Origin of the sequence: Rhizomonospora bruguierae, from assembly GCF_018397995.1 — a bacterium.
In the GTDB taxonomy this organism is placed as follows: domain Bacteria; phylum Actinomycetota; class Actinomycetes; order Mycobacteriales; family Micromonosporaceae; genus Rhizomonospora; species Rhizomonospora bruguierae.
Window position 1 is genome coordinate 1 of sequence record NZ_BBQH01000095.1, and the last position, 19,275, is coordinate 19,275.

20 protein-coding genes are annotated in these 19,275 nt (G+C 74.6%); 14 read left to right on the forward strand and 6 right to left on the reverse strand.

Going from position 1 to position 19,275, the window contains the following annotated elements:
* Positions 1-1,234 (reverse strand): FtsX-like permease family protein (locus KJS59_RS29040; RefSeq protein WP_213456909.1); only part of this gene is annotated, 1,234 nt, incomplete at its 3' end.
* Positions 1,235-1,409: 175 nt separating this feature from the next.
* Here KJS59_RS29040 and KJS59_RS29045 point away from each other — a divergent pair.
* The 6 genes from KJS59_RS29045 to KJS59_RS29070 all read left to right on the forward strand — a co-directional run bounded on the left by KJS59_RS29045 (position 1,410) and on the right by KJS59_RS29070 (position 8,098).
* Positions 1,410-2,036, forward strand: coding sequence for a DedA family protein (locus KJS59_RS29045; protein ID WP_213456911.1), 627 nt, complete (start codon positions 1,410-1,412; stop codon positions 2,034-2,036).
* Between the two features lie 326 nt (positions 2,037-2,362).
* The gene (locus KJS59_RS31940; protein ID WP_213456913.1) at positions 2,363-5,116 is read left to right on the forward strand and encodes a helix-turn-helix transcriptional regulator; all 2,754 of its coding nucleotides are present in this window, start codon (positions 2,363-2,365) and stop codon (positions 5,114-5,116) included.
* Positions 5,117-5,232: 116 nt separating this feature from the next.
* Complete coding sequence (locus tag KJS59_RS29055; protein WP_213456915.1) at positions 5,233-5,526, forward strand: hypothetical protein; 294 nt, start codon at positions 5,233-5,235, stop codon at positions 5,524-5,526.
* Positions 5,514-6,047: a hypothetical protein gene (locus KJS59_RS29060; RefSeq protein ID WP_213456917.1), complete on the forward strand. Its 534-nt coding sequence runs from the start codon at positions 5,514-5,516 to the stop codon at positions 6,045-6,047. Before KJS59_RS29055 ends, KJS59_RS29060 begins: the two co-directional genes overlap by 13 nt.
* A gap of 28 nt (positions 6,048-6,075) precedes the next feature.
* Positions 6,076-6,624 (forward strand): DUF3558 family protein, encoded by a 549-nt coding sequence (locus tag KJS59_RS29065; RefSeq protein ID WP_213456919.1) that lies wholly within the window; start codon positions 6,076-6,078, stop codon positions 6,622-6,624.
* Between the two features lie 13 nt (positions 6,625-6,637).
* The gene (locus tag KJS59_RS29070) at positions 6,638-8,098 is read left to right on the forward strand and encodes a hypothetical protein (protein WP_213456922.1); all 1,461 of its coding nucleotides are present in this window, start codon (positions 6,638-6,640) and stop codon (positions 8,096-8,098) included.
* 21 nt (positions 8,099-8,119) lie between these two features.
* Here the strand turns inward: KJS59_RS29070 and KJS59_RS29075 are convergent, their stop codons facing one another.
* Together KJS59_RS29075 and KJS59_RS29080 are read right to left on the reverse strand one after the other, a co-directional pair.
* Entirely contained in the window at positions 8,120-8,506 is a 387-nt protein-coding gene (locus tag KJS59_RS29075) for a DUF2267 domain-containing protein (RefSeq protein WP_213456924.1), read from the reverse strand.
* A gap of 120 nt (positions 8,507-8,626) precedes the next feature.
* On the reverse strand, positions 8,627-9,103 hold the full coding sequence (locus KJS59_RS29080) for a hypothetical protein (RefSeq protein ID WP_213456926.1): 477 nt from the start codon (positions 9,101-9,103) through the stop codon (positions 8,627-8,629).
* A 466-nt stretch (positions 9,104-9,569) separates the two neighbouring features.
* Here KJS59_RS29080 and KJS59_RS29085 point away from each other — a divergent pair, with 466 nt between their 5' ends.
* Positions 9,570-9,896, forward strand: coding sequence for a hypothetical protein (locus KJS59_RS29085; protein WP_213456928.1), 327 nt, complete (start codon positions 9,570-9,572; stop codon positions 9,894-9,896).
* 70 nt (positions 9,897-9,966) lie between these two features.
* On the opposite strand, the gene KJS59_RS29090 is transcribed toward KJS59_RS29085, so the two are convergent.
* Positions 9,967-10,461 carry a DUF892 family protein gene (locus KJS59_RS29090; RefSeq protein ID WP_213456930.1) on the reverse strand — a complete coding sequence of 165 codons (495 nt, stop codon included), beginning with the start codon at positions 10,459-10,461 and terminating at the stop codon, positions 9,967-9,969.
* Positions 10,462-10,639: 178 nt separating this feature from the next.
* Between KJS59_RS29090 and KJS59_RS29095 the strand changes: the two genes are divergently transcribed.
* The 4 genes from KJS59_RS29095 to KJS59_RS29105 all read left to right on the forward strand — a co-directional run bounded on the left by KJS59_RS29095 (position 10,640) and on the right by KJS59_RS29105 (position 12,892).
* Positions 10,640-11,785, forward strand: coding sequence for a site-2 protease family protein (locus KJS59_RS29095; RefSeq protein ID WP_213456932.1), 1,146 nt, complete (start codon positions 10,640-10,642; stop codon positions 11,783-11,785).
* A gap of 211 nt (positions 11,786-11,996) precedes the next feature.
* Positions 11,997-12,305 (forward strand): helix-turn-helix domain-containing protein, encoded by a 309-nt coding sequence (locus tag KJS59_RS31590; RefSeq protein WP_249715084.1) that lies wholly within the window; start codon positions 11,997-11,999, stop codon positions 12,303-12,305.
* On the forward strand, positions 12,302-12,430 hold the full coding sequence (locus KJS59_RS31945) for a hypothetical protein (protein ID WP_283775925.1): 129 nt from the start codon (positions 12,302-12,304) through the stop codon (positions 12,428-12,430). Before KJS59_RS31590 ends, KJS59_RS31945 begins: the two co-directional genes overlap by 4 nt.
* A gap of 9 nt (positions 12,431-12,439) precedes the next feature.
* A complete protein-coding gene (locus KJS59_RS29105; RefSeq protein ID WP_213456936.1) occupies positions 12,440-12,892 on the forward strand; it encodes a hypothetical protein in 453 nt (150 codons plus the stop codon).
* A gap of 347 nt (positions 12,893-13,239) precedes the next feature.
* On the opposite strand, the gene KJS59_RS29110 is transcribed toward KJS59_RS29105, so the two are convergent.
* Positions 13,240-14,262: a hypothetical protein gene (locus KJS59_RS29110; RefSeq protein ID WP_213456939.1), complete on the reverse strand. Its 1,023-nt coding sequence runs from the start codon at positions 14,260-14,262 to the stop codon at positions 13,240-13,242.
* A gap of 326 nt (positions 14,263-14,588) precedes the next feature.
* The gene (locus tag KJS59_RS29115; RefSeq protein WP_249715085.1) at positions 14,589-15,251 is read right to left on the reverse strand and encodes a TetR/AcrR family transcriptional regulator; all 663 of its coding nucleotides are present in this window, start codon (positions 15,249-15,251) and stop codon (positions 14,589-14,591) included.
* A gap of 100 nt (positions 15,252-15,351) precedes the next feature.
* Here KJS59_RS29115 and KJS59_RS29120 point away from each other — a divergent pair, with 100 nt between their 5' ends.
* Genes KJS59_RS29120 through KJS59_RS29130 form a run of 3 tightly spaced genes read left to right on the forward strand, consistent with a single transcriptional unit; the run spans position 15,352 to position 18,639 of the window.
* Positions 15,352-16,728, forward strand: coding sequence for a cytochrome P450 (locus KJS59_RS29120; protein WP_213456940.1), 1,377 nt, complete (start codon positions 15,352-15,354; stop codon positions 16,726-16,728).
* On the forward strand, positions 16,709-18,256 hold the full coding sequence (locus tag KJS59_RS29125) for a flavin-containing monooxygenase (RefSeq protein WP_213456942.1): 1,548 nt from the start codon (positions 16,709-16,711) through the stop codon (positions 18,254-18,256). Before KJS59_RS29120 ends, KJS59_RS29125 begins: the two co-directional genes overlap by 20 nt.
* Positions 18,257-18,303: 47 nt before the next feature.
* Positions 18,304-18,639 carry a hypothetical protein gene (locus tag KJS59_RS29130; protein WP_213456944.1) on the forward strand — a complete coding sequence of 112 codons (336 nt, stop codon included), beginning with the start codon at positions 18,304-18,306 and terminating at the stop codon, positions 18,637-18,639.
* The last annotated feature ends 636 nt before the right edge of the window (positions 18,640-19,275 follow it).

A 19,275-nucleotide genomic window follows, 5' to 3' on the forward strand; every position in this document is an offset into this window, starting at 1 on the left:
GCGTCAGCACGCCGGTGCGCACGACCCGGCGGCCGGCCAGCGCGACCGCCGCCGCCGCGGCCAGCACCGCCGCGACCGCCGCCAGCGGGACCGCCGGGGTCGGCTCGGCGCCCACGGGGCCGGCGAGGAACCACCGGGCCGCCGCCTCGGTGACGAGCAGGCCGAGCGCCACCCCGAACGGTGCCGCGAGCGCCGTGAGCAGGAGCGGCTCGCCGACGCCGAACCCGCCGAGCTGCCCGGGGCGCAGGCCGCGCAGCCGGCCGAGGGCGATCTCCGGGCCGCGCTCCTCGGTCACCGCGGCGGCCACCGCGAACAGCACGAACAGGCAGAGCAGGACCAGCGGCAGCGCGACCAGCGGCACCGAGCGGGACAGCGCCCGCTGCTGCCCGACCGCCCGGTCCAGCGCCTGCGGCAGGGCGGACTCGATCGACACGTCGGCCTCGGTGCCGGCCACGGTGGCGCCGGCGAGCGCGGCCCGCAGCGCCGGGACGTCCGCCAGCCGCACGTCGGCGACGCGCAGCGGGTACTCCACCGACACCGTGGGCAGCGGACCCAGGCCGGTCAGCGGCGCCGGCTCGGCCATGAACGCCGAGTCGAGGGTGCGGATGCCGCGCGTCGCGTCGTACCCGGAGCCGAAGTAGGCCCCGCTGCCCCAGAAATCGTCCTGCAGGTTGCGGGTCGGGTCGTACAGGCCGCTGATGACGGCGTTCATGCCCGGCGCGGTGGTCCGGCCGAGGCCGGACGGGACCAGCACGAGGAACGGCACCTCCTGCCCCACCGTGCGCCGCAACTGCCCGGCCGCCCGCTCGCTGAGCAGTACCTGGCGCGGACCCTGCGGGCAGGCGCCGGCCACCACGGCCAGGTGCCGGCAGGCGTCGCCGCGCCAGACGACGGGTAACCGGGTGGCCTCCTTCTCGCCGGGCACCGCCATCTCCAACTCAACCGCGGTCACCGGCTCGCCGAGCCGGCGGGCCAGCTCGGGCCGGGCGGCGACCAGGTCCCGGGTGGTGGCCTGGGTGACGGCCATGTCGACCATGGCGCTGCGGCCGGTGACCCCGATCTGGAAGCGGGGCTCGGCCGCCAGCACGTCGGTCAGCACCGACTGCTGCGACGCGCGGGTGTACGCCGGCACCGCCACCGCGGTCGCCACCGCCAGCATCACCAGGAGCGCCACCACCAGCGACCGCCCCGGCCGGTACCGGATGCCCCGCACAATCACCGACCATGCCGTCACGTGCCCGCCGCTCCCGTCCGCTCGACTGGAAGACCAGACGCGGGGCGGACGGGCGAAGGTTGTCGCCGTGGCCTGGGCGTTATCCGCCGGATGCCGGCCCCGGGGTCGGCTTGGCGTCCGGCCGTCAGGTGCGGGGACCGCATGATCGGACGCGCCGGTGGGCATCCCACCACCCGTGACCGCGCTGCTGGACCGCCTGCTCGCCCTGCACGGGTCGGTGGTCTACCTGCTGGTCGGTCTGCTGGTGTTCGCCGAGGACGCGCTGTTCGTGGGGTTCGTGATACCCGGCGAGACGGCCGCGATCCTCGGCGGCGTCGCGGCCAGCAGTCATCACGTCGCCCTCTCGCTGATGTGCCTTGTCGTGGTGGTCGCGGCGATCGCCGGTGACAGCGTGGGGTACGAGGTCGGCGCCCGCTACGGCACCCGGCTGCTGGCCACCCCGCCGATGCGCCGCCGCCGCGAGCGGGTGGAGGCCGCCCGCGGGTTCCTGGCCCGGCGCGGCGGCCCGGCGGTGTTCCTCAGCCGGTTCGTGGCCTTCCTGCGCGCCGTGATGCCGTTCCTGTCCGGCACCGTCCACATGCACTACCCGCGCTTCCTGGCCTACAACGCGGCCGGCGGGATCGTCTGGGGCGTGGGTAACGTCGTGCTGGGCTACCTGGCCGGCAACTCCTACCGCACCGTCGAGCGGACCCTCGGCCGGGTCGCCGCCGTCGTCATCGCCGTCGTCGTGGTGGCCGCCGTGGTCGCCTGGCGGATCGCCCGCCGTCGCCACGAACGCCGGTCGCCCGACGCCGGCGGTTGAGCAGCCAGGTTGCTACCCGCCACGCCGTGGCCGACGAGTTCGCTGTTCGCCGGCTCCGGCAGTCCCCGCCTCGGCCGTGCGATCGCCGCCGGCCGCCAAAGCGCCAGACGGAGATCGGCCCGCCTGCAGAGACGCCGCAGCTTGCCGATGTGCCCAGCGGCCTTCGTGCAGCCAGTCAGGGGCCAACGAGCTGCGAAACTGTCGGTTAAAGGCAATATTGCAGCAGGCAGTGCGACCTTTGCCGCAAGTGAGTGGGAATGAAGCCGGCAGGGCGCGCCGCAACCGCAGCGGCCTGTCCCGGGCGGGCGGCTGCCACAATCGCGGGCATGCGTGGTGCGATCGTCGGCCGCGACGAGGTGTTCGACCGGGCCTGGCGAGCGCTCGCCGGGCCCGGGTCGGTGCTGCTCAGCGGCCCGGCGGGGATCGGCAAGACGGCGCTGCTGCGGGCGCTGGCCGCCGAGGCGGCCGCGGCCGGCTGGGTGGTCCTCGGCTGCGCGCCGGCCGAGCCGGAGCAGGATCTGCCGTTCGCCGCCCTGGCCGACCTGCTGCGCCCGCTCGAGGGGCACGTGGCCGGGTTGCCGCGGCCACAGCGGGTCGCCGCGGAGGTGGTGCTGCTCGCCCGGGACGCCGAGGAGACCGTGGACGAGCGGAGCGTGGCCGCGGCCACCCGGTCTCTCTTGGACTCGGTCGTCGCGGCGGCGGCCGGTGCGCCCGTGCTCGTCGCGGTGGACGACGCGCCGTGGCTGGACCGGCCGAGCGAGCGCGCGCTGCGGTTCGCGCTGCGGCGGGTGGGCCCGGGGGTCGCCACGCTGGTGTCCTGCCGCACGGCCGGTGGGCAGGCGGAGGTGGTCCCGCTGGGGTTGGCGGACGGTCCGCGCGGGGACGGCCTGACCAGGATGGCGCTGGAGCCACTGGGCGTCGGGGCGCTGCACCACATCCTGCGGGAGCGGACCGGGGCCGGGCTCAGCCGGCCGCTGCTGGGGCGGATCGCCCGGGAGGCGGGCGGCAACCCGCTGCTGGCCATCGAGGTGGCCCGCGCCGTGCGGCGGCTGCCCCGGCCCCCGGCGCCGGGGCAGGAACTGCCCGTGGCCTCGTCCATGCAGCAACTGGTGGACGAGGTGCTGGCCGATCTGCCGCCCGGGTGCCGGGACGCCGTCCGGCTCGCCGCGTTGCTCGCCACCCCCCAGTCGCGGGACCTGGCGGCGGCGGGGGTGCCGGCCGGCGCGCTCGACCCGGCGGAGGAGGCCGGGCTCCTGGTCGTGACGCCGGGCGGGGTGGAGTTCTGCCACCCGGTGTACGCGGCGACGGTGCGGGCCGGCATCCCGCCCGGCGTCCGGCGGGGGCTGCACCGCAGGCTGGCCGGGGTCGTGGCGGACCCAGACGAGCGGGCCCGCCACCTCGCCCTCTGCGCCACCGGACCGGACGCGGCGGTCGCCGGGGCGCTGGCCGAGGCGGCCCGGCGGCAGCACAAGCGGGGCGCGCCGGAGACCGCGGCCCACCTGTACGACCTGGCGGCCCGGCTCACCCCCGGCCAGGAGGTGCTGGCGCTGGGCGAGCGGCGGTTGGCGGCGGCGCGGTGCCGGTTCGACGGCGGGGACCATCCGGCCGCCCGGGCCGCCGCGGAGGCCGTCGCCGCCGAGTTCGCCGGGGAGGTGCGGGCCGAGGCGCTGCTGCTGCGGGCGGTGGTGGCGTGGAGCGCCGACGAGTCCAGCGGCATCGCGGTGGACGCGGCCCGCCGGGCGCTCGCGGCGGCGCCGCCCGGCTCCCCGCTGGCCGGCCGGATCCACGCCCACCTGGCCCTGTTCCGGGACGCGCCCGAGCCGTCCTGCGAGCACGCCGAGGCGGCGATCGCCCTGCTGGAGGGCCGGGAGGAGGACCGACCGCTGCTGGCCGCCGCGCTGTTGTACCTGTTTCTCGGGCAGGTGCGCGGCGGCCGGCCGGCGCCCACGGCGGTGCTGGAGCGGGCGCTGGCGATGGAGGGCGCGGAGCCGCTGTGGCTGGGCGGCACGATCCCGGCGATCTGGTGGAAGGCGATCGACGACCCGGTCCGGGCGCGGGAGCGCCTGCGATGGCTGCTGGACCGGGCGGTCGAGCGGGGCGACGAACCGTCCCAGCACGAGTTGCTCATGCATCTCGGCGAGGCGGAGCTGTTCGCCGGCCGGTGGGCGGCGGCCGGGCGGCACATCGCGGCGGCCCGCGACCTCGGGCTGCGGCTCGGCGCCGAGCTGATCAGCGAGACCTGGCTGGCCGCGCTGCTGGACGCGCACCGGGGCCGGCTGGCGGAGGCGAAGCGCGCCGCCGCGGCCGGCCTGCGGCTGGCCGACGAGCTGGACGACGACTGGTGCCGCCGGATCAACCAGCAGCTGGCCGGGTTCGTGGCGCTCAGCGCCGGCCGGCCGGGCGACGCCGCCGCCGCGTACGGGCGCCTGGCCGCGACGGTCGAGGGGATGGGGTTGGCCGAGCCGCTGGCCCAGCGCTTCGAGCCGGACTGGATCGAGGCGTGTGTCGGCACCGGCGACCTGGTGACCGCCGCCGCGGCGCTGGACCGGCTGGCGCGGCGCAACGAGCGCCTGCCCCGGCCGTGGACGATCCTCGGCACGGCCCGTAGCCGCGCCCTGCTGGCCAGCGCGTCCGGCGCCGACCCGGCGGGCGCGCTGGCCGACCTGGATTCGGCCCGGGCCGCCGTACCGGAGGAGGTACTGCCGCTGGATCGGGCGCGGTGCCTGCTGGTGGCGGGCATGGTGCACCGCCGGTCCCGGCGCAAGCGGCCGGCGCGGGAGGCGCTGGAGGCGGCGGTGGCCGAGTTCGAGGCGCTCGGCGCGGCCGCGTTCGCCGAGCGGGCCCGCGCCGAACTCGGCCGGGTGGGCGGCCGGCCGCCGGCGCCCGCGCACCTGACCACCACCGAGGACCGCGTCGCGCGGCTCGCCGCGCAGGGCCGCACCAGCCGAGCGATCGCCGACGAGTTGTTCGTCAGCCCGAAGACGGTGGAGGCCAACCTCTCCCGCGTCTACCGCAAGCTCGGCATCTCCCGCCGCGCCGAACTCGCCGCCGCCCTGGCCGCCCGCTCCCCGCGCCACTGATCCCCCTCCGGTGCCGAGCGGAGCCGGCGGCCGGAGGGCGGGTCGCGGGTCGCGGCTGTCAATAGCGAGGGAAACGCCGGATTCCCGGTGGGCCCGGCGACCGTAGCGTCAGCGGTGTGAACCGCCGATTGTTCGCCCTCGAGCAGTACGACAGCTCGGGCGGCGCCGAGCCCGACCCGGTGCCGGACCTCACCACGGACGGCACCCGCCTGGTAGCGGCCGTCCACCTGCCGGCCGACGACGTCGTGCTGGCGCTGGTCGAGGGGGTCGACACGGCGGCGGTCACCGCGGCGGCCGAGGCGGCCGCCTGGCGGGTGGACCGGGTCAACCCGGCCCGGTGGATGACCCCGCCCCCGACCGACCGGCCCGCTACCGGCCCCGCAACGGAGGAGTTCCCGTGCGCCGACTGATCCTGCCCACCATCTGCCTGGCCGTGCTGGCGCTTGCCGGCTGCGGTGGCACCGGCTCCGCGGGCGGCGATGCCGGCCCGGACGCCGGACTGGGGATCGAAGACCTGGTTGGTGGCGACGCGGACGTCGGCCCGGACGCCGGCCCGCCGCCGTGCCCGTTCACCGCCGCCACGGCGTCCGAACTGGTCGGCGAGAAGCTGGTGGACAGCGGGCCGTGCGTGTTCGGCGACGGCAAGGGGGTGGCCGGGCTGACCGTGACGATGTCGTCCAGCTTCGCCGCCGAGGTGACGTACGACTACCAGCGCAACCTGGCCGGCGAGACGTTCGACACCGTGACCGATCTCAACGAGGGCGGCAAGGGCTACCTCGCCGTCAAGGACATCGGCGCGGAGGCGGTGCTCATCGGCAAGGCCGGCGCCTACACGCTGAACCTGTCCAACTTCGAGCACCTCGGCTCCAACCCCACCCCGGCGGCCTACGACCCCGTCATGCGCAAGCTCCTCGCCGCTCTCCCCCACTGATCCCCGCCGACCCGAGAGGCGAAGTTCCATGTCGTACCTGAGGCACGCCCCCCGCGCGGCGGCCGCGACCCTTGCCTGCGTGGCCCTCGCGGCCTTGACCGGCTGCGGCGACGACGGGAAGGAGACGGCCGCGCCGCCGGCCGCCGCCACCACCGCCCCGGCGACCGATGCCCCCGCCGGCGAGCCCACCGCCACCGCCGCGGCGGCCAGCGACGTGGACCCGTGCACGCTGCTGGTCAAAAAGGAGGCGGAGAAGCTCGCCGGCACCGCGTTGGAGGATGGCGTTCGGGTGCAGGAAAGCTGCACCTACACGGGGCCGGTGACCGGGCCCACCGCCCAGGTGGAGATCTACGTCGGTGACGGGGCGAAGAAGTTCCTCGACATCGACCGGGACAACCTCGGCCACAAGTTCGAGACCCTCGCCGGCATCGGCGACGAGGCGTACCTGGAGGACGGGGTCGCGTTCGTCAACAAGTCCGGCGTGTGGGTGGCGATCCGGCTGACCCGGCTGGAGGACTGGGCCAAGTTCGTGAAGCCGATGGAGGAGGCGGTCCGCACGGTCGCCGGCCGGCTCTGAGGGTGGTGCGTCGATGGGGTGGATGAGGGGCCGCGCCGGCGCGCTGGCCGTCGCCGTGGTCGTCCTGGCGCTCACGGCCTGCGACGGGGCCGCCCCGGCGCCGGACGCGGGCCGCGGTGCCGGCGACGACCAGCGGTACGGCGCCGCGCCGGTCCGCGACGCGGGCGTCACGTACCAACCGGACGTGGTGTTCGTCGCGGGCGGTGGCGGCGCGGTGCGGTCCGTGTCGCCCGACGCGCTGACCTGGCGGATCGACCCCGGCGCGGGCGGCGCCGACAAGGTGCGGCGCGGCCGGGTCATGTTCCTCACCGGGAGGGTGGTCGGCCGGGTGCTCGACGCCCGCCGGGACGGCGCCGACCTCGCGGTCACCCTCGGACCCGTCGACCTCACCGAGGTGATCCGCGACGGCACCTTCGACGGGCAGAGCGCCATCGACGCACCCGTCGAGCACGCCGCGGGCACGCCGTTCTGGTCCGAAGTGGATGGCGAGCCGGGCGCCGGCCCGACCGTGGCGCCGACCAACCGCCGGGCGCCCGGCGTGACGCGCACCGCCGCCCTGCACCTGACCACCGGCCAAGCCCCCGAGCAGGCCCCCGAGCGAGCGGTCGTGCGGGTCGCCGCGCGGCGGGCCGAGGCGGCGGGCGGCTTCCGGGTCACGCCGTTCTGCTGCTCCGGCGGCGTGGGCGCGCGGTTCACCTACGACGCCGGCGGCGTCCGGGTCGCCGGCACCGCCACGCTGCTGCTCGGTCGCCCCTCGGCCGGGTTCCACCTGGAGATCCGCGGGGGCCGGGTCACCGTGGCCCGGCTGGAGATCGGCGGCATGATCGGGCTGCGCCTGGACATCGCCGCCGCCACCGAGACCGGGCACAACATCAACAAGCGGCTACCGGTGCCGCTCGACTTCAGCGTGCCGATCGGCCAGATCCTCGGGGTGCCGTTCAGCGCCACCGTCAACCAGACCGTCGGCGTGCAGACCGCGTTCAGCGCCAAGGACGGCAACATCAAGGCGTCCGGCGAGTGGAGTCTCGCCGGCGCCATCGGCTTCGGGTACGCGGACGGGTCGTTCACCCCCAAGATGCCCGGCCCGTTCACCGTCCGCAACAGCATCCTGGACTCGATGACCGGGGTGTCCGTCGGCGTCAACGGCATCATCGTGGACCACCAGGCGTCGTTCCGGGTCGGCCTCGGGGCGTTCGGCTTCACCGCCGGCCTCTACGCCACCGTCACCACCACCGCCGGCCTGACCGTCGGCTCCGCGGCCGGCGCCCCGCTCGCCTTCTGCCGCGGCGCCCAACTCGGCATCTGGCTCGACTACGGCGTCGGGTACAAGATCCCGGCGTACCTGGTGAAGGCCATCAACGCGTTCCTGGACCTGTTCAACGCCACCCCGATCGAGCAGAGCGCCGGCATCGGCAAGGTGGACACCATCTTCAACAAGTACGAGGTCGAGCCGAACGTCAAGCTCTGCCGGTAGCCCCGTCGCACCGGCGCGGCCTCAGAACGGCATCGGGACGCCGGCCGCGAGCGCCCGGAACTCCTTCGGCAGTTGCGAGAGCATGTCCTCGAACTCGTGCTGGCCCACCACGTCGCGCATCGCGCGCAGGACGCCCACCACGCCGCGCTCCGCCGTGAGGCGGTCCACTCCGGACGACTCGGCCACCCGGTTGACGAACTCCTGCGGCGGGAACGACTCGGCCGGCTCGGTCGCCTTGACGAGGAACGGGCGGAGCTGGTCGGGCATCCGGTCGGCCAGGTCGGCCGCCTCACCCCCGCTGATCCGCCGGGCGAGGGTGACCAGGGTCGCCTCGGTCAGCGTCTGCGCGACCTCGGCGGAGACACCCGCCCGGTCGGCCACCTTGTCGATGAACACCAGCTCAGCCATGACCCCTCCTTCGCGGGACTCCGCGTCACAACCGGGGAATAGTGCCGCCGCTGAGGGTGAGGCCGGTTCACCCGGCCGAGGGGATCCGGGGCATGCCGGGGGGCGGGCGCCCGGTGCTGATCACCCCCGCCGGGCGCCCCGATGGCCGATCGGCGGTGCCGGCGACACCGGCGCCGGCACCGGCTGGCGATGCTTGTATATGGCGAGCACCACGGAGCCCACCCCGTACGTCGCGAGCGTCCCGGCCGTGGCCGTGATCACCGCGGTGCCGTGCGGGTGCGGGCCGACCGCGGCCCACCACGCCGCGACGACGGTGAACAGCAGGCCGTACCCGTTGTAGACGATGTGCCGGTGCCGGTGGCGCGGGCTACCGGCCAGCAGGATCAGCAGACCGACCGCGTTCAGCAGGACCGCGAGCAGCATCGCGCTGGCCACCGCCCAGGGCGCCCAGCCGTCCCCGGCGTGCGCCCACGAGCGCACGAACACCAGCGCGGTCGTGACCAGCGAGAGCGCGCCGAACGCGCGGTGCGCCGGGCGGCGCGGGCCGGCCGCGGCGAGCAGACCCCCCGTCACGGCCACGATCAACCACCACAGCATGGAGTAACCCTTCTCACCGAGCCGGTACGCCGCACCCAGCCGGCGCGGCGTACCGGGCGAACGGCCGTTTCCTGTCGTCGATTCGCCGCTGATCCCCCGTCCGATCCCCCCGTCGATCCCCGATCGCGGGAGCGAATCGTCAACGCCTGCATCGGGGCGCGCCGCCCGGCGGTTACGCCGCGACGGCGGCTTTCAGCGTGTCTGCGGCGCTATCGCCCGCCCCGGGCGGAGTTCTCTGACCAAAGATCCGAACCGGCGCGGGTTTGAACACCACCCGCCCCTCGCGCCCCGCGCCGATCGCGGTGCCGGGGGGACATGGGGCTGCGCGGGGGCGGCATTTACGCGCCCCATTGCAATATCCAACCCGAGCCACAAACGGCCGGACTTCGCGGTTTTGCGAGAGGCACACCGGGTAGCAGGTGGATCCGAAACAGCCGAATTCCATCCCGGGAGGAGAACGGCACCCGTGAAGCGCGTCGCACAGATCGGTACGGCGGTCGGCATCGGTTACCTGCTCGGCCGCCAACGCAAGCTGCGCCGGGCGCTGGCCACCGGCACGGCCGCCCTCGCGGACCGGGTCGGCGGCGCCCCCGGCGACCTGCTGCGGCGCATCACCGAGTCGCTCGCCGGCCGCCCTACCGGCGGCGAGCAGCGGCCATACCGCCGGGCCCAGGCTGAGGAAGGCGCCGAGGCGCCGGAGACGCACCCGCGCCACCGGCTCCGGCCCGACGAGGAGGGCGGGGCGCTCGCACGGCGACCCGGCCGGGGCACGCAGGAGGAGCCGATCGGCTGACCTGCCACCCCACATGGCACCCCTGGGCGGCGGCGCGGTGCGCGCCGCCGCCCGTCCCGCCGGCCCGGCGTCACACCGGCGCCAGCACCTTCCCTGTCACGTCGTGCTTGACGCACTCCATCTTGCTGGCGCACCGCTCGACCCGCAGCAGGTTCGTCTGCAGGCGCTGCACGACGCCGGTCTCGCCCATCTGCATCGCCTCGTCCACCAGGCTCCGGTAGCTGCCCACGCCGAACCGGGAAAACTTCTGCGCCGCACCCGCGGCGTACATCTGGAGGGCATCGTAGGCCGGGTTCAGCGACACGAACCGGTCGAACTCCCGGTGCATCCCGTCCACCGTCTCGCAGGACGCGTTCGCCGGGGTGCTGCGCAGGTCACCGAAGCACGCGTCCAGTTCGCGGAGCCGATTCTGGGCGTGCTGCTCCTCCCGCTGGATCGACTCGGCCAGCGGCCCGTCCCCCACTCGGTCGCGGATCGCGCCGAGCAGGGCCGCGGCCTTGGCCTCGGCGTCGTACTGGACGGAAAGGTCGTACAGGAACAGTTCGGCCGGATCGGTGATGGCCATCAGGTTCCCCTCCTCTGCTTGTCCTTCGCCGTCGGTACCGGCTTACCCACCCGGCCCACACCCACGCCGCCCACCTTCCTCCCCGTCGCGTCCGGGGAGGGGCGCCATAACCGCGTGCGGGGCGGGTAGTCCTACCGGAGGACACGGGCACGAAAACGGGCACGGAAAGAGGGGTGGCATGCGCGGCAACCTCCGGCTCGGCCGCTGGGCGGGTGTCCCGGTCGACGCGAACATCGGGGTCATCGTCATCGTCATGCTGGTCGGCATCGGCCTGGCCGTCGGCCGGTTCCCGGCGCTGTACCCCGGCCTGTCGATGGCCGCGTACATCGGCGCCGGCATCGTCGCCGGGCTGCTGCTGGTGCTGTCGATCCTGCTCCACGAGCTGTCACACGCGGTGGTCGCCCGGGCCACCGGCCTGAACGTCGAGGGCATCACGCTGTGGCTGCTGGGCGGCGTGACGCGGCTGCGGGGGGAACCGCGCAGCCCGAGGGCGGACCTGGCGGTCGCGGTCGTCGGCCCGGGCACCAGCCTCGTCCTCGGCGGGGTGTTCGCCGCGCTGTCGGCCGGGCTGTCCGCGACGCACGCCGTGCCGGGCCTGGTGGTCGGCACGCTGGCCTACCTGGCGCTCGCGAACCTCGTGCTCGGCGTGTTCAACCTGGTACCGGCGGCGCCGCTGGACGGCGGGCGGGTCCTGCGGGCCCTGGTGTGGTGGGGTACCGGCGATCGGACGCGGGCCGAACTGGCCGCGACCCGGGCGGGGCGGGTGTTCGGGTTCGTCCTGATCGGCCTCGGCATCGCCGAGATCGTGCTGCTGCGCGGATTCGGCGGCCTGTGGCTGGTGATCCTGGGCTGGTTCGTGCTCCAACTGGCCAACGCCGAACAGCGGCAGGCCCGGGTCGGGGAGCGGCTGCGCGGCGTACCGGTGCGCCGGGTGATGTCCTCGGCACCGATCACCGCCACGGCGGACACGAACGTGGCACGCTTCCTCGACGAGGTGGCGCTGCGCCAGCCGTACTCGACCTACCCCCTGGTCGACGCCGACCACCGGCTGACCGGCCTGGTGACCCTCAACCGCATCCGCGCGATCCCCACCGACCAGCGCGAGCACACCCGCCTCGGTGATATCGCCTGCCCGGTCGGCGAGGTCCCCCAGACCGACCCGGACGAGTCCGTCGCGGACCTGCTGCCCCGGATGGACGGGTGCAGCGACGGACGGGCGGTCGCGCTGGACGACCAGCACCGCGTCGTTGGCGTGGTCTCGCCGCGCGACATCGCCCGGCTCGCGTCCGCCGCCGATCCCCGGGCCGCCACGGCCGGCGCCTGAGGCCGCGCGACGGGGTCCCGCGCAGCCGAGGCGACTGGAGCCGGCCGCACCGCGACCGACGGCCCGCAGCATCCGGGCAAAGGGCACGGCGAGCAGCCGGGCCGCGCCGCCGGCAAGACCGAATCGCATACGCCAAGCGCACCGCCCCGCGAGCGGCAACACCCGCGGGCCCGGTGGTCTCCTGCGCAGCTCGCGGGCCGCGCCACGGCGGGTGGCCTCGCTGGCCCGGGAGATCGGCTGGAGCACCCGGTACCTGAGCCGCCGCTTCGCCGAGATCGGCCTCGCCCCGAAGGTCGCCGGCCGCGTCGCCCGCTTCGACCGGGCGCGGCGGCTGATGGTCGCCCGGGGCGGTGCGTACCCGCTGGCCGCGCTCGCGGCCGACTGCGGGTACGCCGACCAGGCGCACCTGACCCGCGAGTTCGGCGCGCTGGCCGGGGCGCCGCCGGCCCGGTGGTGGCGCGAGGAGTTCCGAAACCTTCAAGCCGCGCGGGAGATCGCTTCGGCAGACTCGGCCGCATGAGCGACAAGACACCGCCACCACAGGTATGGCCGACGCTGCGCGCCACCGACGCGCGCAGCCTGATCCGGTTCCTGGTCGACGTGTTCGCCGTCGGCGTCGCGGGCGGCGAGCACCGGCTCCGGTAGGGTCGGCGGGTGCGGAGGCTCGCTGAGCAGACCTTGACGGCGATCGGCCGGATGACCGTCGCGGCCACCGAACTGGAGTACGTTCTGGCCTGGATCGCCGCCGACCAGGTAACCGGCGGCGGCGACCGGTTCGGCGGCACGGCCGGGGGTGACGCTCGGTTCCGCGGCGGGGTCGGCGGCGCTCCGGCCGCCCTCTTCTCCCGCCCCGGCGAACCGCTGCGCGCGGCCCGCCGCAGGGCCGAACTCGCCCCGCCCGCCTGTCGCGACCAGCACGTCGGCCTGGTCGAGGGCGCCGCCACCCAACTGGCGCGCGGCCAGGCCGCGCTCCGGGCGCTGTGGCGCGAAGACGGCGGCCGTACCGATCCCGCCGTCTTCGACGAGATCACCGATCGCCTGCTGCGCTGCCGGGACGCGCTGCACACACTGGTTCAGATGCACGCCGACGGCACCAACCCGGCCTAAGCACCGCATTCCCACGGTCGGGCGGCAGTTGGTCCGGCTGTACGGTGCTGCGGGGTTCCGGGTGCGGTCGGTGGAGCCCATCGCCGTGCTGTTCCGCGACTTCGCCACGGCGGACCAGATCCTCGGGCTGCGCCGGAACTCCGCCCGCGCCGTGGCCGCCGGGGCCATCGCGGAGGCGGACGCGGACGCCTGGTTGCGGCGTCAGGCGAACGGATCCGTCCTCGCTTGGGTTCACCTTCTACCTCGTGATCGCCGAGGCATGACGGCCCCTCGATCGTCAATAGACCCGTAACCGGTCCGCCCGCGAACGGGCGGACCGGTGAACGGTTGGGGGACGGGGGAAGGGGCTACTGGTGCGCCTCGCGGACCGCCGTGACGATCTGGCGGGCGAACGGCTCCCACTTGGCGTACGCGTCGGGGAACGCGGACACCTGGACGGCCTGCGCCGCCTGGGTGACGCTCATCTGCTGCCAGCCGGGGATCTCGGAGAGCCGGCTGAGGAACTGCGACGAGGAGAAGTCCGGGTCCATCAGCCGGCGGACCGGGCCCCAGCCGGTGGAGGACCGCTGCTGGAACAGGCCCACCGAGTCGTGATCCGACCCGAGGCCGTCGTTCGGGATGGCCTGCGACTCGGGGATTACCGTGCTGCCCAGGTTGCGCAGGTAGGACTCCTGGAGCGCGGTCGACACCGCGATGACCGCGGCCTGGTCCGGCATCCGCTTCCGGTCCGCCACCTTGACGATGGTGGCGGCGTAGTCCATCTGCCGCTGGGTCAGCCCGCCGATCGGCGCCACCGGCTTCTCGGCGTCCTGGGCCGCCGGGGCACCGTCCGGGGCCGAGTTCGGGTCCGCGGCGGCACCACGGCCGGCCGGGCCGTCCTCGGCCGGGTCCGCCGAGGCGTTGTCGGGCGAGGTGCGGCTCGCCGTCGCGTCCGTCCGGTCGCCGCCGCGCGAGGTGGTCTCGCCGCCCTCCAGCCGCATCGAATGCACGGATGCGCCGTCCCGCGCCGGCTCATCCGCGGTGCCGGACACGTCGGCCGCGGCGAACCAGCCGAACAGCGCCAGGGCGGCGATCGCGACCGTGCCCGCCTTCCGCTCCGCCCACAGCCGGGACGCGATCGGCCCGAACCGCTCCGGGTTCGGCGGGTCCACCCGCAGGCGGTTCAGATTGAGGCGGTCCACCTTCAGGCGGGCCGGGTTCAGGCGGTCCAGGCCAAGCGCCGCCACCCGCTCCGGGAGGCCGCGGTGCCACGGGCGGGCCGCATCGGTCTGGAGAACGTTCCCGGGCTCGTCGGGCGAGCCGGTTTCCTCGTTGACGCCGGCGACAGCAGCCTCGGGGAGCTGCGTCGCCTTCGCTCCGTCGTTGCGCATCGGGCCAGGTTAGGCAGGTAAACGCCCGATTTCGCCAGGGTCCTGTGCCGGCCGGACGTGGGATCGGGGCATGCAAGAATTCCCATCCGACCGCAGCCGCGCCGGAACGGGCCACGAAAGGGCGTCATCCGACATGTCCGATCCTGTCGTGCATGTCGATACCTAGGTGGCACAGGCGCCCCGGCCGTCACGAGAACCACACAGGCACATGCGTCGACATGAAACGCCATAGATGTGTGGGATATGCCACATACTCCCCGGTTTGACGGACGTCGACTCGGCCGAACAGGCGACCCGACGCGCCGGGGTAGCTCGTGTGGGGGTTCTCAGGCGGTCGGGCTGACCGCGGGCGGGGGCTCCGCCGGCGGGCCGAGCAGCGCGATCGTGGCCCGGACCGCGACCTCGGTGACGTCGCTGAGCCGCCCGCCGTCCTCCACTGTCACGGCGAACAGTTCGCGCAACCCGCCGAGCAGCAGGATGGCCAGGTGCAGGGAGACCGGCCCGGCGCCCGCCGAGCGCCACTGCGCGGTGTCGCACCGGGTCTCGATCATGACGACGAACGCCGCCATCACGTCCCGCTCGAGGTCCCGGGCCGCGGCGCCCAGCGACGGCAGGTCCCGGATCCAGCTCAGCGTGATGGCCGGCGTCGACTCGGCGCAGTCGATCCAGGCGGTGATCGCCTGCCGCACCTGGTGCCGCCACGGCCGGGCCGGGTCCACGGCGGCGGCGATCCGCCGCACCATCTCCGTCTTCGTGTCGGTCAGCAGCGCGACGAAGCACGCCTCCTTGCCGGAGAAGTGCTCGTAGAAGGTCCGCCGGGAGGTGCGCGCCCGGCGCACGATGTCGGCGACCGTGGTGTTGCGGTAACCGGTCTCCGCGATCGAGGCGGCGAGCCCGTCGAGCAGCCGCCGCCGGAAGGCGCCCGCATCCTCCGTCGCGCCGGGCGGGCCCGGGGCGGGCCACCGGTGTAGGGCGGTCACCGTCGTCACTTGCTACCTCCCGGAGCAGCGAGTGCCTTGAATGGGCACGGTACACGAGCGTACCGTTCGGTGGTACGTTCACGTACCACCCTCGGAAGGTTCCTCCCCCATGCCGACCGCCACGCTCCCCCCGGGCCCGTCGTCGCCCCGATTCGTCCAGATCGCCCACGGGCTGACCCGACCGCGACGCGGCATGCCGCGGTGGCGCGACCGCTACGGCGACGCGTTCACGGTCACCCTGCCGGTCTTCGGGCGGGTCGTGGTGATCAGCGACCCCACCGAGGTCCGGCAGCTGTTCCAGACCCGCGCCGACCTCGCCGACAACCTCGAGCCCAACCTCGGGCGGGTGCTCGGCTCCGGCTCGCTGTTCGCGCTCGGCGGCGAGGCGCACCGCCGCCGGCGCAAGCTCCTGGTGCCCCCGTTCCACGGCCGCCGGCTCACCGCGTACGAGCGGATCGTCGAGGAGGAGGCGGTCCGCCAGATGGCGACCTGGCCGGCGGGGCGGCCGTTCCCGGCACTGCCGTCGATGATGCGCATCACGCTCAACGTCATCCTCCGAGCCGTGTTCGGTGCCGAGGGCGCCGAGTTCGCCCGGCTGCGCGACCTGCTGCCGGCGATGGTCACGGTCGGCTCCCGGCTGGCGGTGCTGCCGCTGCCGCAGGTCGACTGGGGGCGGTGGAGCCCGTGGGGCCGGTTCTGGGCGATGCGCCGCGAGTACGACGCCATCATCGGGGGCCTGATCGCGCGGGCGGAGGCGGACCCGGCCCTGGACGCTCGGGACGACATCCTCGCGATGATGGTGCAGAGCCGGTACGAGGACGGCTCGCCGATGAGCCGGGGCGACCTCGCGGACGAGATGCTCGCCCTGCTCGCCGCCGGGCACGAGACCACCGCCAACACGCTGGGCTGGGCGGTCGAGCGACTGCGCCGGCACCCGCGGGTCCTGCGCGAGCTGGTCGAGGAGGCGGACGCGGGCGGCAGGGTGCTGCGCGAGGCGACGATCGCGGAGGTCCAGCGCAGCCGGCCGGTCATCGACATCGTGGGCCGCCGGGTGACGGCGGACAGCCTGCGACTGGGCCGGTGGACGCTGCCGAAGGGGCACACCGTGATGGTCAACATCGGCCTGTTGCACGAGAACGAGGCGGTGTTCCCGAACGCGCGGGCCTTCGACCCGTACCGGTTCATCGACGCCAAGCCGGACCTGTACCGGTGGATCCCGTTCGGCGGCGGCGCCCGGCGCTGCCTCGGCGCGGCGTTCGCCACCATGGAGATGGACGTCGTCCTGCGCACGCTGCTGCGCGACTTCACCCTCGAGCCGACCGACGAACCCGGCGAGCCATGGCACTCCCGGGGCATCGCGAACGCGCCGGGCAACGGCGGCCTGGCCGTCGTGCGGCGGCGGACCGCGCCCGCCCGACCCGTCGCGGCAGCCACCGCCGGACGGTCCGCGCCGGAGAGGGGTACCGATGCCGCGACCAGCGCCTAGGCTGCCGACGACCGCGGCGGAGCGGGCTCACCGGGGCGTGGAGAACGGCCATGTGGACGTGCTCATCGTCGGCGCCGGGCTGTCCGGCATCGGCGCGGCACACCACCTCCAGTCGGCCTTCCCTCACCGCCGCTACACGATCCTGGAGGCGCGCGACGCCATCGGCGGTACGTGGGACCTGTTCCGGTACCCCGGTGTGCGCTCGGATTCGGACATGCACACCCTCGGATACCGGTTCCGCCCGTGGGCCGAGGCGGAGGCGATCGCGGACGGCCCGTCGATCCTGCGGTACATCCGCGAGACGGCCGCCGAGGCGGGCATCGACCGGCACATCCGCTTCGGGCACCGGGTCGAGCGCGCATCATGGTCCACTGAGGACGCGCTGTGGACGGTGGAGGCGACGCACGGCGGGCGGCCGGTGCGGCTGACCGCACAGTTCCTGTATGTGTGCGGCGGCTACTACCGGTACGACGGCGGGCACACACCCGACTTCCCGGGCATCGAGCGGTTCCGCGGCACGGTCGTGCACCCGCAGGCGTGGCCGGCCGAACTGGACTACACCGGCAAGCGCGTCGTCATCATCGGCAGCGGCGCGACCGCGGTCACGCTCGTCCCCGCGATGGCCGACCAGGCCGCCCACGTGACGATGGTTCAACGCTCCCCCACGTACATCATGTCCCGGCCCGCGCGGGACCCGGTCGCGAACCGCCTGCGCCGCCTGCTCGGGGCGCGCGGCGCCTACCCGGTGACGCGGTGGAAGAACGTGACCCTGGGGACGCTGTTCTACCAGTTGAGCCGGCGCCGCCCGCACGTGGTGAAGTCGATGCTGCGCAAGGCCGCGGTCCGGCAACTGCCGCCGGGCTACGCCGTCGACACCCACTTCGCACCCCGGTACCAACCGTGGGACCAGCGGCTGTGCCTCGCGCCGAACGGGGACCTGTTCACCGCCATCCGGCGCGGCAAGGCGTCGGTGGTGACCGACCACATCGGAGAGTTCACCGAAACCGGGCTGCGCCTGGCGTCCGGTGCCGACCTCGACGCGGACATCGTCGTCACCGCCACCGGGCTCCGCCTGCTGGCCCTCGGCGGGATTAGGTTCACTGTGGACGGTCACGACGTGTCGCTGCCGGAGACCCTGGCGTACAAGGGCATGATGCTCGGCGGCGTGCCGAACTTCGCCTTCACCATCGGGTACACCAACGCCTCCTGGACCCTGAAGGCGGACCTGGTGAGCGGGTACGTGGTCCGGCTGCTGCGGTACCTGGAGGCACGCGGCCAGGACTACGCCGTGCCGGTCCCCGGCACCACGGCCGTGGAGCGGCGCCCGTTGCTGGACTTCCAGGCCGGGTACGTGCTGCGCGCCGTCGACGACTTCCCGCGGGCCGGCTCCCGCGCGCCGTGGCGACTCGGGATGAGCTACGCCCACGACCTGCTGGCGCTACGGTACGGCCGGATCGACGACGGCGTGCTGCGGTGCGGGCGCCGCACCCGCGACACCATCGGCGCGTCCGGTCGGTCTCGGGGATAGCCGGGCACGACCTGGGTACCCCGCTACGGCGAGAACGGGGGTACCGCATGGGGACGTCAAACGGGCCGGACCGGCGCGACGCGGCCCGCACCGAGCGGGGGGCCGACACGATGGGCGGGACGGCGGCACGCCAGATGATCTCCGAGGACGAGGCGCCGGCCGTCACCTCGGGCGCCCGCGCGCCCGGCGCCGACCCGCCGCAGGGCGAGCCCGGCCAGAGCGAGCCGCCCGACCCGGGCGACCAGGAAGCGGAGGACGCGCCGATCGGCATCGGTGCCGACTCCCCCCGAAACGAGGGCAGCGAGGACGTGGCCGCCCCACCCGTCGACCCGGCCGAGTACCGGCTGGGCGGCGGCCGCGAAATCCCCGAACCCGAGCCCTGACCGGGCCGGCGCATCCGCCCCGCGCCCCCGGGCTCCCGCCCGCTCGCCGATCTGGTTCGCTGCCGAGCCGGAACGTCGCCGAAATCCGGCGATCAGGATGCCGTGTCGGATTTGGGATATAGCTCCCATCGAGGGCGCGTGGATCGTGCCCGGAGTCGAACGCGTGGGAGCGCCGCACCAACCAGCGGGGAATGATTCGGCGCGGCGGGATCGTTACATCGGTCCGCCTCCAGCGGAGTGCCGCACCGGCCCGCCACGGAGCCGGAATAAGCCGGCTCGGTCCGCGCAGCGCAGCACCGCACCCGCTGGCGCCGGGAATGATCCAGGCGCCGGGATCGTTACACACGGTCCGCGCCCGAACAGCGCGGCGTCCCTACCGGGTCCGGAATGATCCAGGCGCCGGGATCGTTACACACGGTCCGCGCCCGAACAGCGCAGCGCCCCTACCGGGTCGGGAATGATCCGGGGCCCGGGATCGTTACACACGGTCCGTGCCCGAACAGCGCAGCGTCGCACCCGCCCGCCGGGGTCGGAAATGATCCAGGCGCCGGGATCGTTATACACGGTCCGCGCCGCAACAGCGCAGCACCCGCCCGCCGGGAATCATGAGCCGGCCCAGACGGTTACACCACCCCC

Bases quoted from the DNA above. Each gene is read 5' to 3' on its own strand.
- KJS59_RS29090 (WP_213456930.1), bottom strand. From the start codon at position 10,461: ATGGCCATCACCGATCCGGCCGAACTGTTCCTGTACGACCTTTCCGTC.
- KJS59_RS29120 (WP_213456940.1), top strand. From the start codon at position 15,352: ATGCCGACCGCCACGCTCCCCCCGGGCCCGTCGTCGCCCCGATTCGTC.
- KJS59_RS29075 (WP_213456924.1), bottom strand. From the start codon at position 8,506: ATGGCTGAGCTGGTGTTCATCGACAAGGTGGCCGACCGGGCGGGTGTC.
- KJS59_RS29080 (WP_213456926.1), bottom strand. From the start codon at position 9,103: ATGCTGTGGTGGTTGATCGTGGCCGTGACGGGGGGTCTGCTCGCCGCG.
- KJS59_RS29070 (WP_213456922.1), top strand. From the start codon at position 6,638: ATGGGGTGGATGAGGGGCCGCGCCGGCGCGCTGGCCGTCGCCGTGGTC.
- KJS59_RS29125 (WP_213456942.1), top strand. From the start codon at position 16,709: ATGCCGCGACCAGCGCCTAGGCTGCCGACGACCGCGGCGGAGCGGGCT.
- KJS59_RS29065 (WP_213456919.1), top strand. From the start codon at position 6,076: ATGTCGTACCTGAGGCACGCCCCCCGCGCGGCGGCCGCGACCCTTGCC.
- KJS59_RS29110 (WP_213456939.1), bottom strand. From the start codon at position 14,262: ATGCGCAACGACGGAGCGAAGGCGACGCAGCTCCCCGAGGCTGCTGTC.
- KJS59_RS31940 (WP_213456913.1), top strand. From the start codon at position 2,363: ATGCGTGGTGCGATCGTCGGCCGCGACGAGGTGTTCGACCGGGCCTGG.
- KJS59_RS29130 (WP_213456944.1), top strand. From the start codon at position 18,304: ATGGGGACGTCAAACGGGCCGGACCGGCGCGACGCGGCCCGCACCGAG.
- KJS59_RS29095 (WP_213456932.1), top strand. From the start codon at position 10,640: ATGCGCGGCAACCTCCGGCTCGGCCGCTGGGCGGGTGTCCCGGTCGAC.
- KJS59_RS31945 (WP_283775925.1), top strand. From the start codon at position 12,302: ATGAGCGACAAGACACCGCCACCACAGGTATGGCCGACGCTGCGCGCC.